This window comes from Nonomuraea sp. LPB2021202275-12-8 (genome assembly GCF_037044575.1).
GTDB lineage: Bacteria > Actinomycetota > Actinomycetes > Streptosporangiales > Streptosporangiaceae > Nonomuraea.
Window position 1 is genome coordinate 502,096 of record NZ_JBAHWD010000001.1, and the last position, 15,359, is coordinate 517,454.

Annotated in this window: 9 protein-coding genes; 5 read left to right on the forward strand and 4 right to left on the reverse strand. The window is 72.7% G+C overall.

Annotated features, from left to right (window positions below):
* Window positions 1-20: 20 nt before the first annotated feature.
* From V5E28_RS02410 to V5E28_RS02425, 4 genes are read left to right on the forward strand one after another with little or no spacing between them, the layout of a single operon-like run.
* Window positions 21-947: a carbohydrate ABC transporter permease gene (locus tag V5E28_RS02410; RefSeq protein ID WP_336204498.1), complete on the forward strand. Its 927-nt coding sequence runs from the start codon at window positions 21-23 to the stop codon at window positions 945-947.
* Window positions 944-1,795 carry a carbohydrate ABC transporter permease gene (locus V5E28_RS02415; protein WP_336204500.1) on the forward strand — a complete coding sequence of 284 codons (852 nt, stop codon included), beginning with the start codon at window positions 944-946 and terminating at the stop codon, window positions 1,793-1,795. The genes V5E28_RS02410 and V5E28_RS02415 overlap by 4 nt, the downstream gene beginning before the upstream one ends.
* Before the next feature lie 25 nt (window positions 1,796-1,820).
* Window positions 1,821-4,148 carry an alpha-xylosidase gene (gene yicI, locus V5E28_RS02420; RefSeq protein WP_336204502.1) on the forward strand — a complete coding sequence of 776 codons (2,328 nt, stop codon included), beginning with the start codon at window positions 1,821-1,823 and terminating at the stop codon, window positions 4,146-4,148.
* An 11-nt stretch (window positions 4,149-4,159) separates the two neighbouring features.
* Entirely contained in the window at window positions 4,160-5,572 is a 1,413-nt protein-coding gene (locus V5E28_RS02425) for a GH1 family beta-glucosidase (protein WP_336204504.1), read from the forward strand.
* 155 nt (window positions 5,573-5,727) lie between these two features.
* On the opposite strand, the gene V5E28_RS02430 is transcribed toward V5E28_RS02425, so the two are convergent.
* The 3 genes from V5E28_RS02430 to V5E28_RS02440 are packed head-to-tail and all read right to left on the reverse strand — an operon-like array spanning window position 5,728 to window position 14,023.
* Window positions 5,728-8,220 (reverse strand): PEP/pyruvate-binding domain-containing protein, encoded by a 2,493-nt coding sequence (locus V5E28_RS02430; RefSeq protein WP_336204506.1) that lies wholly within the window; start codon window positions 8,218-8,220, stop codon window positions 5,728-5,730.
* A complete protein-coding gene (locus tag V5E28_RS02435; protein ID WP_336204508.1) occupies window positions 8,217-8,945 on the reverse strand; it encodes a TetR/AcrR family transcriptional regulator in 729 nt (242 codons plus the stop codon). The genes V5E28_RS02430 and V5E28_RS02435 overlap by 4 nt, the downstream gene beginning before the upstream one ends.
* A 59-nt stretch (window positions 8,946-9,004) precedes the next feature.
* A complete protein-coding gene (locus tag V5E28_RS02440) occupies window positions 9,005-14,023 on the reverse strand; it encodes a tetratricopeptide repeat protein (protein WP_336204510.1) in 5,019 nt (1,672 codons plus the stop codon).
* 183 nt (window positions 14,024-14,206) lie between these two features.
* Here V5E28_RS02440 and V5E28_RS02445 point away from each other — a divergent pair, with 183 nt between their 5' ends.
* Entirely contained in the window at window positions 14,207-14,752 is a 546-nt protein-coding gene (locus tag V5E28_RS02445; RefSeq protein ID WP_336204512.1) for a hypothetical protein, read from the forward strand.
* An 18-nt stretch (window positions 14,753-14,770) separates the two neighbouring features.
* Here V5E28_RS02445 and V5E28_RS02450 read toward each other — a convergent pair whose 3' ends face one another.
* On the reverse strand, window positions 14,771-15,262 hold the full coding sequence (locus V5E28_RS02450) for a hypothetical protein (RefSeq protein ID WP_336204514.1): 492 nt from the start codon (window positions 15,260-15,262) through the stop codon (window positions 14,771-14,773).
* Between the last annotated feature and the right edge of the window lie 97 nt (window positions 15,263-15,359).

A 15,359-nucleotide genomic window follows, 5' to 3' on the forward strand; every position in this document is an offset into this window, starting at 1 on the left:
ACGCAGAACGGATCACACACATGACCAGACAGTCCCCCGCCCGGTCCTCCGGGCGGCGCGGCGCGGCAGCCGCGCCGTACCTGATGACGGCGCCCGCCGTCGTGCTGTTCGTCGTCTTCATCCTGGTGCCGATCGGGTACGCGATCTGGCTCAGCCTGCACGCCATGCGGGTGCGCGGAGCCGGCTTCGGCATCCGTACCGAGGTGTTCGTCGGCCTGGAGAACTACCTCGACGCGTTCATGGACTCGGCGTTCTTCGAGTCGCTGCAGCGGATGCTGGCCTACGGCCTGGTCATGGTGCCCGCCACCATGGGCCTGGCGCTGCTGTTCGCCCTGCTGCTCGACGCGCCGCGGGTCGGGGGCAAGCGCTACTCCCGGATCACCATCTTCCTGCCGTACGCGGTGCCGGGAGTCATCGCCAGCCTTCTGTGGGGGTTCATCTACCTGCCGGCGGTCAGCCCGATCAGCACCGCGCTGGAGGCGATCGGGCTGCCGGCCGCCGACTTCTTCGGCGACGTGTCGATCTTCTTCTCGGTCGCCAACATCGCGGTCTGGGGCTCGGTCGGGTTCAACATGGTGGTGCTCTACACCACCCTGCGGGCCATCCCCAAGGAGCTGTACGACGCGGCCAGGCTCGACGGCTGCGCCGAGTGGCAGATCGCGCTCAAGATCAAGATCCCTCTGCTGCGCCCGGCCCTCACCATGACCTCCGTCTTCACCCTCATCGGCATGCTCCAGGTCTTCAGCGAGCCGGCCACGCTGCGGCCGATGACCAACGCCATCACCCAGGACTGGGTGCCCCTGATGCGCGTCTACCAGCAGGCGTTCGTGGAGAACGACATCTACCTCGGCGCCGCCACCTCCGTGCTGCTGGCGGGCGCCACCGTGCTGCTGTCACTCGGCGCGCTCGGCGTCTTCCGCGTCCGCAACACGAGGAGCGAGCGATGAGCGTGCCACGCGGCACCCGGCCGAAGACGCTGCCCACAATCGTCCTGGCGCTGGGCGGGGTGTACGCCGTGCTGCCCCTGCTGTGGGTGGTGTTCGCGGCCACGAAGACCTCCGAGGAGCTGTTCACCACCTTCTCCGGGTGGCCCAGTTTCAACGGCGGCCTCACCGGCAACCTCGCAGCGCTCAACGACTACGGCGACGGCCGGTTCTGGCTGTGGATGCTCAACAGCCTCATCTACGCCGGCGGCGGCGCGTTCCTGACGGTCGTGATCTCCGCGGCGGCCGGCTACGCGCTGGCGAAGTACCGCTTCGCCGGGCAGCGGCTGATCTTCGGGGCGCTGCTGGCCGGCGTGCTCGTGCCGCAGATCACCCTGGCCATCCCGCAGTATCTGCTGCTGTCGGAGATGGGGCTGGTCGGCACGTACTGGTCGGTCATCCTGCCCAGCGTGATCAGCCCGTACAGCATCTACCTGTGCCGGATCTACGCCGACGCCGCCGTGCCCGACGAGATCCTCGAGGCCGGGCGGGTCGACGGGTCCAGCGAGTTCAGGCTGCTGTGGTCGGTGGCGGCGCCCATCATGACGCCGGGCCTGGTCACCGTGTTCCTGCTGCAGTTCATCGCCATCTGGAACAACTTCCTGCTGCCGTACATCATGCTCGCCAACGACGACCTCTTCCCGCTGACCGTCGGGCTCTACTCGCTGCTCAACCGGGGCGCCTCGCAGCCGGCCCTCTACACGCTGGTGATCACCGGGTCGCTGCTGTCGATCATCCCGATCGTCGCGCTGTTCCTGTTCCTGCAGCGCTTCTGGCGGCTGGACCTGGTCGCGGGCAGCGTCAAGGGCTGACCCCACCTCTCAGAGAACGGAAGACATGAAGTTCAAAGACGGCTACTGGCGGATGCGTCCCGGCACGCGGGGCGAGTACGCCGACGCGGCCTTCGACGTGACCGCGGCCGCCGGCACACTGCGGATCCTGGCTCCGACCAGGCCGATCACCCGTCGCGGCAACACGATCGACGGGCCCGTGCTGCGCGTCGACGTCTCCTCGCCGATGGCGGACGTGATCCGGGTCCGCGCGGTGCACTTCGCCGGGTCGGTGCCGGCCGCGCCCGCCTTCGAGATCCACGACGAGCACCCCGCGGTCGAGGTCGGTCTCGACGCCGAGGCGGCCACGCTGACCAGCGGCTCCCTGCGGGTCAGCGTCAGCAGGGACGCGCCCTGGGACATGACCTTCAGCGCCGGCGGGCGCGAGCTGACGCGCAGCGGTGCCAAGTCCCTGGGCATCGTCAGCGACCCGCGGGACCGGCACTTCATGGTCGAGCAGCTCCACCTGAGCGCCGGCGAGCTGGTGTACGGGCTCGGCGAGCGGTTCGGCGCGCTGGTGCGCAACGGGCAGTCGGTCGACATCTGGAACGACGACGGCGGCACCAGCAGCGAGATGGCGTACAAGAACATCCCCTTCTACCTCACGAACCGCGGCTACGGTGTGTTCGTCAACCATCCGGGCCGGGTGTCGTTCGAGGTGGGCTCGGAGACGGTGTCGCGGGTCCAGTTCAGCGCCGAGGGGCACGACCTGGAGTACCTCGTCATCCACGGCCCGACGCCCGCGGAGATCCTGCGCCGCTACACCGCGCTGACCGGCCGCCCGGCGCTGCCTCCGGCCTGGTCGTTCGGCCTGTGGCTGTCGACGTCCTTCACCACCGACTACGACGAGGCGACCGTGACATCGTTCGTCGACGGGATGGCCGAGCGGGACCTGCCGCTGAGCGTGTTCCACTTCGACTGCTTCTGGATGCGCCAGTTCCGCTGGTGCGACTTCGAGTGGGATCCCGACGTCTTCCCCGACCCGCCGGGGATGCTGGCGCGGCTCAAGGAGCGCGGGCTGAAGATCTGCGTCTGGATCAACCCGTACATCGGGCAGGCGTCGGCGCTGTTCGAGGAGGGGATGGCCGCCGGTCACCTGCTGCGCCGCCCGGACGGCGGCGTCTGGCAGGACGACCACTGGCAGGCGGGCCGGGCGCTGGTGGACTTCACCTCCCCGGCGGCCCGCGAGTGGTACGCGGGCAAGCTGCGCGAGCTCCTCGACATGGGGGTGGACTCGTTCAAGACCGACTTCGGCGAGCGGGTGCCCACCGACGTGGTCTACGCCGACGGCTCCGACCCCGAGCGGATGCACAACTACTACAGCCTGCTCTACAACGAGACCGTGCATGAAGTCCTGTCCGAGCGCCGCGGACCGGCCGAGGCCGTGCTGTTCGCCCGCTCGGCGACGGCCGGGGGGCAGCGGCTGCCGGTGCACTGGGGCGGCGACTGCGAGTCGACCTTCGAGGCGATGGCCGAGTCGTTGCGCGGCGGGCTGTCGCTCGGCATGGCCGGGTTCGGCTTCTGGAGCCACGACATCGGCGGGTTCGAGGGGCGGCCGGACCCGGCGGTCTTCAAACGCTGGGTGGCCTTCGGCCTGCTGTCGTCGCACAGCCGGCTGCACGGCAGCCGGTCCTACCGGGTGCCGTGGCTGTTCGACGAGGAGTCCGTCGACGTGCTGCGGGCCTTCACCCGGCTGAAGGCCCGCCTGATGCCCTACCTGTACGCCGCGGCGGTGCAGGCCAGCCGGGAGGGCATGCCGGTCATGCGGGCCATGCAGCTGGAGTTCCCCGGCGACCGAGGCTGCGAGTATCTCGACGCCCAGTACATGCTCGGGCCCGATCTGCTGGTGGCGCCGGTGTTCTCGGCGGACGGCGAGGTGTCCTACTACGTGCCGGACGGCGTGTGGACCCGGCTGCTGGACGGCGGCACGGTGTCCGGGCCCGGCTGGCACACCGAACGGCACGGCTTCGACAGCCTGCCGCTGCTGGTGCGGCCCGGCGCGGTCCTGGCGACGGGGGCCCGGACCGACCGGCCGGACTACGACTACGCCGATGGCGTCACCCTGACCGCCTACGGACTGGCCAACGGCGACCACCGCACGGTCACCGTGCCCGGCGCCGGCGGAGCGGCGGCCGCCGTGTTCGAGGTGTCCCGCTCCGCCGGCCGGGTGCGCGCCCGCCGCACGGAAGGCGCCCCCACCGGCTGGAATCTCTCGCTCGCCGGCGTCACCGAAGCCATCGGCGGCACCGGCGGCACGCTCGAGACCGTCTCCGGCGGCGTACGAGTCGCCGCGGACGGCGAAACTGATCACATCGAGATCGTCCTGAGCTCCTAGGAGTGACCCCCATGCCCAGCTTCCCCGAGAACTTCCTGTGGGGCACGGCCACGGCCGCCTACCAGGTCGAAGGCGCGGCCTTCGAGGACGGTCGCGGACCGTCGATCTGGGACACCTTCTCCCACACCCCCGGCCTCGTGACCAACGGCGACACCGGCGACGTCGCCTGCGACCACTACCACCGGCTGGAGGAGGACCTGGACATCCTGGCCGGCCTCGGCGTCGGCGCCTACCGCTTCTCCATCTCCTGGCCCCGCGTGCTGCCCGCCGGCGGCGACCGGATCAACCAGCCAGGCCTGGACTTCTACTCCCGGCTCGTCGACGGCCTGCTGGCCAGGAACATCGCCCCCGTGGCGACCCTCTACCACTGGGACCTGCCTCAGGAGCTGGAGGACGCGGGCGGCTGGCCGAACCGCGACACCGCGCTGCGCTTCGGCGAGTACGCCCGGCGGATGGGCGAGGCGCTCGGCGACCGGGTGCACACCTGGATCACCCTCAACGAGCCGTGGTGCTCGGCCTATCTCGGCTACGCCTCCGGCGTGCACGCCCCCGCCCGCACCGACGCCGCCGCCGCGCTCGCCGCGGTGCACCACCTCAACCTGGGCCACGGCCTGGCAGCCAGGGCGCTGCGCGAGGTGATCCCCCCCAACGCGCGGATCTCCGTCACCCTCAACCTGCACCACGTCCGCGGCGAGTCCGAGGCCGACGCCGAGGCCGTGCGCCGCACCGACGCGCTGGCCAACCGGGCCTTCCTCGGCCCGATGCTCGACGGCGCCTACCCGCGCGACCTCATCGAGGACACCGCCTCGGTCACCGACTGGTCCTTCGTCCTGGACGGCGACGAGGCGACCGCCGCCGCGCCGCTGGACCTGCTCGGCGTCAACTACTACAACCCCGTCCTGGTCCGCCAGTGGGACGGCGTCAGCGAGCGCGACAGCGCCGACGGCCACGCGGACGGCGCCGCCTCGCCGTGGATCGCCTGCGACGACATCGACTTCGTCCGCCAGCCCGGCCCGTACACCGAGATGGGCTGGAACATCGACGAGACCGGCCTGACGGAGCTGCTCCTGCGCCTGCACCGCGACTACCCGGCACTGCCGCTGATGATCACCGAGAACGGCGCCGCCTTCCCCGACGTGGTGTCCGCCGACGGGCACATCCACGACGAGCAGCGCGTCGACTATCTGCACCGCCACCTGACGGCCGTCGCGGAGGCCATCGAGGGTGGCGCGGACGTGCGGGGCTACTTCCTGTGGTCCCTCATGGACAACTTCGAGTGGGCGCACGGCTACGCCAAGCGCTTCGGCATCGTCCGCGTGGATCACGACACACAGGTGCGCACCTGGAAGGACAGCGCCCACTGGTACCGCGACGTGGTGGCGGCCAACGCGTTGCCCGACGAGGTGATCGCTCCCGCGTCCTGACGCTCCCGGCCGGTGGGCCGGGAGCACGCGCGGCCGCCCAGCCGGTCCAGGGGGGCCGGCTGGGCGGCGAGGCCGTACGTCAGGCCCAGCGGGCGCTCGGCCAGAGGTCCGGCGGGCCGTCCTGGGCGCCTCTCCCCCTACGCCGATCATGGTGGTCAGGTGAGCAGCTCGACCGTGCCGCGCTCGCCGTCCACCCTGACGCGGTCGCCGTCGTGCAGCCTCATGGTGGCGTTGCCGGTGCCGACCACGGCGGGGATGCCCAGCTCGCGGGCCACGATCGAGGCGTGCGAAAGAGGCGCGCCCATGTCGGTCACCACCGCCGCCGCCCTCGGGAACATCGGCGTCCAGCCGACGTTCGTCAGCGTCGTCACCAGGATCTCGCCCTGCTTGAGCCGGTCGCCGTCCTCCGGCCCGGCGATCACCCGGGCGACGCCCTCGACCACGCCGGGTGCGCCGGGGAAGCCGGTCACGGTGTCGCTGACGGGGGCGCTGCCGCCACGCGCGTCGTAGACGTCGCCGCGCCGGTCCGGGCCGGCCGCCCAGCGGACCGGGTCGAAGTGGCCGACGATCAGCGCCGGGTACGGCGGCAGCGCGGCGTACTGCTCGTAGGTCGCGCGCCGTACGGGGATCTTCTCCAGCGGCGCGGTGTCGCCGCGGAGGACGGCGAGGATCTCGTCCACGGGGAGGAAGAACAGCTCGTCGCCGCGGCCGGTGAGCTCTCCGGCGCGCACGACGAAGGCGCGCAGCACCCAGAACGCCCGGATGCTCTCCGAACGGGTGGCCTCGCGGTCGCGCACGACGGCGTTCCAGCGGCGCACCCTGGCTCGCATCCGGGCCACCTTGCGCGGGTGGCGCCGGGCGAAGCGGTCCCATGCCTGCTCCCGGGCCTCCTGCTGGCGGGCCAGCAGCGCCTCGGTGTCCATCCGCGCCTCGCGCAGCCCGGCGAGCTGGGCGTCGATCCAGCCGGAGTCCTCGCCGGGGCGCGGGATCGAGACCTCGAACTCGTGCGGGCCGCGATGCCCGTGGCCGAGCGCGAACTCCTGCCGGGAGATCTCGCCTCTGGCCAGCCTGCCGAGGCCGGTCAGCAGTCCGAGGCTGGCGAGCTCGCCGTCGGTGTTGACGCCTGTGAGCATCGCCTCGGCGTCGACCTCGCCCGCCAGCTTGCGCAGCCTGTCGCGGGTGAAGACGAGCGTCGAGCCGCCCTGCCTCCCGGCGGCCTCCAGCATCCGCCAGGACGTGACGACGTGCGGCTCGATCTCGCGCGCCCACAGCTCGGCCAGCTCGGGACCCGCCGCGGTGGCCGCGATCCGGGCGCGCAGCTCCTCGCACTGGCCCGGCGAGGCGGCCAGGAACGCGCGCATGCCCTTGAGGTTGTCGCGCACCCGCCTGCGGATCCGCACGGCCATGGGCAGGACCCGCTTGACGATGTCCCAGCGGGACACCGCCACCATCGGCACGTCCAGCCCGCCGGGCACCTTGCCGAAGACCTGCTCGATCGCGCCCAGCTTGTTCTGCATGCCCAGCGCCCTGGCGATGGAGATGGTCACGCTGAGGTTCATGTAGAAGCGCCCGCCGATGTTGCCGACCAGGTCGAAGCCGGGCAGCGTCGAGGCCGACATCGCCTCGCGGATGAACAGCTGGACGAACGACCAGGTGGCGGGCGTCATCACGTCGGGGATGGCCTCGCCGAGGTTGCCCCCCGTCCACAGGTAGTCGCCCTTGAGGCTGTCGTTCCACTCCTCGACCCGCTGCTTGATGCGGGTGATCGGGCGGGCCTGGACGATGGCGAACGCGCCGTCGCGTCTGGCCCACTCGATGTCCACCGGCGCGCCGTACAGCTCCTCGATGCGCGCGCCCAGCCCGGCGAGCTCCAGGGCCTGCGGCTCGTCGAGCACGGGCGCGGCGCGCAGCTCCTCGGGCACCGGATGCTCGTGGGTGCCGTCGGGGGTGCGCACGGTCATCACGGCCTTGTCGCCGGTGCGCGCCTCGGTGACCTTCCCGGCGGAAACCACGACCGTGTCGGGCGTGACCTGGCCGCCGACGACCGCCTCGCCGAGGCCCCAGGAGGCGTTGATCACCGTCTCGTCGCGGTCGCCGGTGACGGGGTTCGCGGTGAACATGACGCCTGCCGCGTCGGCGTCCACCAGCTCCTGGACCACCACGGCCAGCGCGACGTCGTCGTGCGGCACGCCGTGCTGCTCGCGGTAGGCGATGGCGCGGGGGTTCCACAGCGAGGCCCAGCAGCGCCGGACCGCGTCCGGCAACGCCTCGCCCCTGATGTTGAGGTAGGTGTCCTGCTGGCCGGCGAAGGACATGTCCGGCAGGTCCTCGGCGGTCGCGGACGAGCGGACGGCCACGGGCACGTCGTCGCCCATCGCCTCGTAGGCCGAGCGGATCTCGGCGGCGATGCCGGCCGGGATGTCCTGCGCGGCGAACAGGTCCGGGATGCCGCCGGTGTCGCCCGCGGCGACGGCCGCGAGGATCCGGTCGCGGAAAGTGGCCACGAACGTCCGGTAGGCCTCGGTGGTGATGTGGAATCCGCCGGGAACGGGCAGCCCGGCCCTGGTCAGCCTGGCCAGGGAGGCGCCCTTGCCACCCGCTGTGGCGAGGTCGGCGGCGGCGTCATCGAGAGGCAGAACGGCTTTCACGGATTGCGCTCCTCAGAGCCGAGGGAGAGCGCCAGCTTGTGGCGGGCGACCTCCGCGACGGTGTCGAGATAGTCGAGGGTGGCCTGCGCCACCGCGCGGGCGCCGGCTCGCAGCGCCGGCTCGCTCGTGCCGAGGGCCCGGTCGGCGGTGTCGGCGATCAGCTCCCGCAACCGGTCGTCCGGCGCGCGCGCCGGCTCGGGCAGCAGGGCGTGCGTGAACAGGAACCCGTACAGCACCGAGCTGACGACGGTGAGGTGCTCGGCGAGAGCCCGGTCCGAGCGGATCACGCCCTGCTCGGCGAGCGTGCCGAGGTAGTCCTCGAACGCGCTGGACAGTGCGGGCGTCGTCGCGCTCTCCTGCTTCTGCTTGCTGAGCTTGCCGAGCACCTCGGCGTCACCCAGCATGAGCGCCCTCATCAGGGGCCGCCGCAGCAGCGCCCCCGCGAGCCCGCCGATCAGGTCGCGCGGGCTCGCGGGAGCGGCGGCGCGGACCTCCTCCATCATCAGCACCCGCTCGCGGCGGAGCAACGCGGCGAAGAGCGCGTCGCGTGTCTTCCAGTGCAGGTAGATCGTGCCCTTGGCGACGCCCGCCTGCTTGGCCACGTCGTCGATGGTGGTCTTGTCGTAGCCCCAGCGCAGGATCAGCTCGGCGGCGGCGTCGAGGATCCGGTGCGCCCGCTCCTGCTGGCGTACCGGATCCTGCGCGGGTCGGCCGGCCTTGACCATCGTCTCACCCCAAATGTTTGACTGGATGAGACTATTCGGTCAAATAATTAACCGCAAGTTCACCCGAGCTTGGCCAGGAGGTCCTCCGCCTCGGGGGCGAACGCGTCGTCGCCCGTCTCCACGGCCAGCTCAAGCAGCCGGCGGGCGGCCGGCAGATCGCCGTGCGCGTAGCGGATCTCCCCCAGGCGGCAGGCGGCCTCGGCGACCAGCTCGGGCCGCTCCGTGAGGTTGAGCGTCAGGTCGTAGTAGCGCAGCGCCCCGTCGCGGTCGCCCAGCCAGTAACACAGCTCGCCGAGGTGCGCCGCGGCCATGGCGGACTCCGTGTCGCCCGCGTCGATGACCCGCTGATACCAGCCGAGCGCCTCGGGGAAGTCCCGCTCGCGCTTGGCCAGCGCGCCCAGGTACATGGCGGCCAGCGCGGCCGTGTGCCCTTCGGCCGCCCCCACCGCTCTGACATACCAGCCGCGGGCCAGCGCCGGGTCCTCGTCGTGGAAGGTGTTGCCGAGCGCCACCATCGCCCTGGCGGCCAGGCCGGCGTCGCCCTCCTCCAGCACCCGCTCGTACACCTCCCGCCCCTCCGCGACCTGCCCGGCACCGACCAGCGCCTGCGCCAGCACGGTCAGCGCGGTCGGCTCGCCGCCCTCGGCCGCCGCCCGCAGCGTGCGCAGCGACGCCTCGGTGTCGCCCTCCCGCTCCTGCAGCAGGCCGAGGAGGCTGCCGAACACCCCCTGGACCGGGCTGTCGGAGTCACCCGCCTGGCGCTCGGCCAGGAGGTGGAAGGCCGCGGCGTCGCCCTGCGAGTCGAGCAGGTCCAGCAGCCTGCCGCCGGCGACGAAGCGCACGTCGGGGTCCTCGTGCCCGTTCAGCCGCTCGTACCTGGCGCGGGCCTCGGCGGTCTCCCCCAGCTCCGCCAGCCGCCCGGCCAGCTCCAGCTCGGTGTACGGATCGGAGCCGGCCAGCTCGTAGTAGAGGCGTACGGCGGCCGGGTCGTCGCAGAGCTCGCCGAGCCGGCGCGCCGGGCCGGCGGCCTCCTCGCCCATCCGCGACAGGATCTGCACGGCGAGCTGGTGCTCCGCCCGCTCGCAGGCCTGCCGGGCGAGCACCGCCAGGTTGTTCGACGCCATCCGCGCGGCCTCGGAGCCCGGCCTCGCCCGCACCGCCGCGGCGAACGCGTCGGCCGCGCCGAGCGGATCCCCGTCCTCGTGCAGCCAGCAGCCCAGGTCGACGCCCGCCCTCGCCGCGGCGTCCGGATCGGCGGACTCCACGGCCAGCAAGGCCTGCTCGGCCGCGGCGGCCGCGTCCCCCGAGGCGCGCAAGGCCTGGGCCAGGTCGCCGCGGACGGACGGCACGACATCGGCGTGGCCGGCGTCGATCGCCTTGCGGAACATCAGCACCGCGCCCGCCAGGTCGCCGGTGCTCCGGCACGCCTCGCCCCACGTCCAGTAGCCCACGGCCACCGTCTCCGGATCGCCGCTGCCCACCGCCTGCTCGGCCTCCTCGGGGATGGCCGCGTACTCCTCGTGCTGGAGCAGGTGGACCATCAGGTGGCGCAGGCACTCCAGGTCGCCCGCCGCGACGCCCGCGTCCAGCGCCTGCCGGGCCTCCTCCGCGTCGCCACGCTCCCGAAGCAGCTCGGCGAGCTGTACGGCGGCGGCGGGCATCGCGGCACGCAGCGCCTCGACGGCCCCGTCCAGATCGCCGCGCTCCCACCGCGCCACCCCGATCCCGCGCCAGGCCGGCTCGGCGGATCCGGCGTCCCGGGTGGCGGGCAGCAGGCACAGCTCGGCCCTGCAGTGCTCCCCCCGGCCGGCGAGCAGCCCGCCGAGTCCGACGCGCGCGGCCGCGGCCGCCCCGGCCGTCTCTCCCCGCATGCCGGACCGCCCGCGCTCATCCGGTTCGCCGAGCTCGATGACCAGCCGGTACAGCTCCTCGGCCGGATCCGCGCCCTCCAGCGTCGCGGCCACGTCCAGGACCTCGGCGAACGCCTCCGCCGAGGGCCGCTCCGCCAGCAGGCGGCGCACCTCGGGCACGTCGTCCGCGTCGAGCGCCAGGATCAGCTCCGCCTGGGCCGCCGACCCGGTCGACTCCGTCAGAGCCTTGAGCGCCCCCTCATGGTCCCCGAGCGCGGCCAGCCCCCACGGCACCTCCTGGGGCGACGCCGTCCCCAGCCAGGTCCTGGCCACGGACGCGGCCCACTCGTCCCCGTCCCGCACGGCGGCCAGCTCGAACATCTCCCGCGCCCCCGCGCCGTCCCCGGCCTCCTCCAGGCACCGCCCCGCCCGCACGAGCGTGCTCCCGGCGCCTTCCGGGTCGGCGGCGACGGCCCGTCCGAACGCATCCCGCGCCCCGGCCGGATCCCCGCTGACCGCCAGCAACTCACCCAGCATCCGCGCCACCGCGGACGCGGTTCCGGCCCCCACCTCAGGCGGGGGGCCGGAGGTGAGTGCGGCGATGGCCGCCGTCAGATGACCGTGGTCGCGCAGGAAACCCGCCAGGTGAAGCTCCGCCGCGTCGCCGAAGGCGTCCCTGAGCACCTCACGCGCCCGCTCCAGGTCACCGGCGCCCACCAGCGCCTCGCCGAGCCGCAGGGCGGAGTGCCGGTCGTCCGGGGCCAGGGTCAGGGCGCGGCCGTAGGCCCGCGCCGCCGCGTCGTACGACTTCTGCGCCAGCCAGGCACCGCCCAGGCCGCGCAGCGCCACGGCGGCCAGCCCCTCGTCGGCCCCCTCCGCGGCGCGTTCCCAGACGGAGATCGCACCGGCCCGGTCACCCGCGTCGTCCCGGAGCGCGCCGAGGTGACAGCCCGCCTGCTGCCTGACGTCCAGGTGACCCGCCTCCAGCACGAGCGACAGGGCCGCGTCGGCGGCGGCCCGCTCGCCTTCCCGCTGCCACACCCGCGCACTCTGCACCGCCAGCATGGTCGCCAGCCACTGCCTGCCGTCGTCCGGGATGGCGGCGAGCGATCGCCCGGCGGCGGCGAAGTCGCGGTCGAGCAGGAGCCTGGCGCAGCGCCCCATCTCTCCCTGCTCGGGGTGCCCGTCCGGCACCAGGCCGAACGCCGCCCGGGCGCCCTCGACGTCGTCGAGCCTGACCCGGGTGAGGCCGAGGAGCCAGCCGCTGCGCGCGGTGTCGCCCTCCGCGATGAGCCGTTCGTGCAGCCTGCAGGCCGCCAGCAGGTCGCCCTGCTGCTCGTAGACCCGCAGCAGCCCGCCCGCCGCCTGCGCGCGCAGCCCGGCGTGCTCGGCCCGGAGCACCTCGGCGTAGGCGGCTCTCGCCTCCGCGGGATCCTCGCCCACCAGCTCGGCCAGCCCGTACGCCACCCACGGCGCGAGCGCGGGATGGCCGCAGGCGCGCGCCCGGCGCAGCAGCTCGACCGCCTGCTCCCGCTGGTCCTGGCCGACGAGGATCTCCTTGTGGATCGCGGCCGTGTAGGACAGGGCGAACGGGTCACCGGTGCCGGCGGCCGACTCGAACAGTTTGGCCGCCTCCGACACCTCGTACCCGATGGACGCCAGCACCTGCGCGAAGACGGCGGTGCCGATGGCGGCCGTGGCCGGGTCGTCGTGGTCCATGGCGGCGCGGTAGCGGATGAGCCCTTCCTCCCTGCCCAGCCGCTGGTGGTCGACGACCGCCCGCAGCACCGGGTGCAGGTCCGTGCCCGAGACGCTCAGCAGGTGCAGCAGGAAGGTGGCGGTGAAGCCCTGGACCAGGTCGTCCCCCTGGGCGACGTAGCAGAGCAGCTCCTCGGCCTGCTCCCGATCGCCCTCGCCGAGCTCCAGCTCGGCGAGGGTCACCATGGCCCTGACCGACTGGGTGGCCGCGCCGGAGTCGGCGGCCCGGCGCAGCAACCGCCTGGCCTCCTCCAGCTCTCCTGCCCGCAGGCGGGCCAGGCCGTCGTCGGCGTCCTGGCACGCCTGCTCCGCCACCGGGTCGGCCAGGGGCTGCTGCCGCGCGTCGTGGTCGAGCAGCAGCGCCGCCTTGAACGCGGTGTCGGAGTCAGGATGCCCGGCGGCCGTCGTGACCAGCTCCATGACGGGTCCGTACGACTCCGGATGCTCATCGAGCAGCAGCCCGAGGAGGGTGACGCAGATGGACGACCACTCCGACTCCCCGGCGTCGAGCACGGCGCGCAGCGCGGTCAGCGCCTCGGCGACCTCGCCCGCCTCGGTGTGCATCTGGGCCAGGCAGGCGTACGCCTCGACGGCGTACTCGCGCTGGCCGCTGGCGATCACCCGGTGGAAGATCGCTTTGGTCGCGTCCTCGTCGCCGAGCTGGGCGATGACCTTGGCCTGCTCCAGGAGGGCGGGCAGGCGCAGCTCGGGCCGCGGGTCCTCGGCCGCCCTGGCGTAGGCGCCGACCGCCTCGGCGTACTCGCCGAGGTCCACCAGCACCCCGCCGAGCAGCTTGTACGCCATCGCCAGGTGATCAGGGTGCCCCACGGCGATGGCGTGCTCGCACACCTCGCGGGACGCCTCGCAGTCCCCCTCGTCGGCGTACAGCTGGTAGAGCCGGAACGCCGACAGCGACACCACCTCGGGGTCGCCGCAGGTGAGGAGCCGGCGGTAGTCCTCCTCGTCCTCCGCCACCTCGTACAGCTCGGCCGGCGTGGCGAAGGCGGGGAAGGCGATGTCCGGCAGCTCAAGGCGCTCGGCCAGCTCCGCGACCGAGGGGCTGTCGCAGCGGCGAGCCCGCTCCAGCGCCACCGCGGCGCCGGAGGCGTCGCCCAGCTCCGTGCACACCAGCACCAGCGCCGTGTCGGCCAGGGCGGCCACCTCGAAGTCGGCGCCGTCGGCCGCGATGGACAGCACCCGGTGCGCGGCCGGCCACTCGCGGGCGGCGACCAGCATCAAACCCATGGCGATGGCCGATCGCTGGCCGAACACCGGGTCGCCCGACTGGATCACCGACCGGTGTGCCGCCTCGGCGCCGTCAAGGTCTCCGGTGTCCTCCAGGAGGCAGGCCAGCAGGTGTGACGCCTCGGGGTCGCCGGTGGCCGCGACCTCCCGGAACAGCACGGCGGCCCCGTCGAGATCTCCCGCTTCCCAACTCCGCATGGCCGTTTCGAGCTGTTCTGACGACATATTTCCACTCCCTGTATATCCATGAAGTGAAAAAACTACACATCTGACCACTTCCGTCACAGGCCATTCGGGATACTCGCGATCGACGCCGAGAGCCCTCCGGGGCCGGCGAGCACGCCACGAGAGGGCTCCGATCGCGGGTCCGGTGACGCGTTGGGCGGGCAGCGCCGTAACGTAGTCCGCATGGCCAAGGCGTTCTGGATCGACCAGGAGTTCGACAGGGATCGTGACGGGCGCTTCGCCGTGCACGTGCGCAAGAACCTGGAGGAGTTCGAGTGGGGCGACATCGCGCCCGTCAGGTTCGCCTGCGCGGCCTGGCGGCTGGCCACACCCCCGTCACTCTCGCCGGGCTATGTGCGCTGGGACCGGCGCGTCCTGGAGGCGACCTGCGTCCGCAACACCTGGGACGGCACCCTGAACGCGCGCATCAGGGTCGTCTCACCCCTGCCGGCGCAGCTCACGGCCTCGCGGACCTGGTGGCGCGACCGCGGCTGGCTCAGCTGGCAGGAGACGTTCGGCCAGTACGTCGAGCCGACGCAGCAGGACCTGGCACGGCGCCCGTTCGTCCGGGCCAGCCTGCTCATCGAGGTCCCGGTGCCGCTCGACGATCTGCCGCCGGAGCCTGAGGGCCCGCACGACGAGGTGGAGCAGAGCGCCACCCGCGTCGTGACGGTGCTGGTGCGCGAGCTGAACGAGCTGGTCACGCCCGTGCTCGACCAGCTCGGTTAGGAGTGCTCGGGCCGGGCTTCAGCTGACGCAGTCCTGCGAGTCGAGCCCGAGGGCGACTCCTTCGAGCCTGCCCTTGGACTCGAAGAAGGCGTAGTAGGCCTTGGAGTTGCCGGGGACGGAGACGCTGTGCCCCCCGGTCATCGAGGTCTTGAGGCGCGGGTACGCCCTCTTGACCTGGCTCATCGTGGAGCCGATGCCGATGCCCTCCGGTGTCCTGACGCCCTTCGGGGCGAAGATCACGGCCACGCCGCGCTTGCGTGAGATGTACAGGCCCACGCTGTTCCTGCCGCTGGGGTGCGCCTTCAGGTCCCAGCCGGAGCACGAGCCCTCCCCTCCGGCCAGCTTGAACACGATCCTCCCGGTCGCCCTGGCCTTCTTGGCGCTCATGCCGAGCTTGACCTTGCCGTAGCCGTACGGGCCCAGCGTGGTCTTGGCGGTCTCAGCGAGCGCGGGCGTGCCGGCGGTGAGCAACGCCCCGCCTGCCAGAACCGCGACGAGCGCCTTCTTCATGACGATCTCCTTCTGCCCCGCGAGCATTACCCCTACTTGGAGTGCCGGCCCCGCCGAGAAGTTCTCCTCTCCGGGAAGTCACGCTCGATCCGGGCGC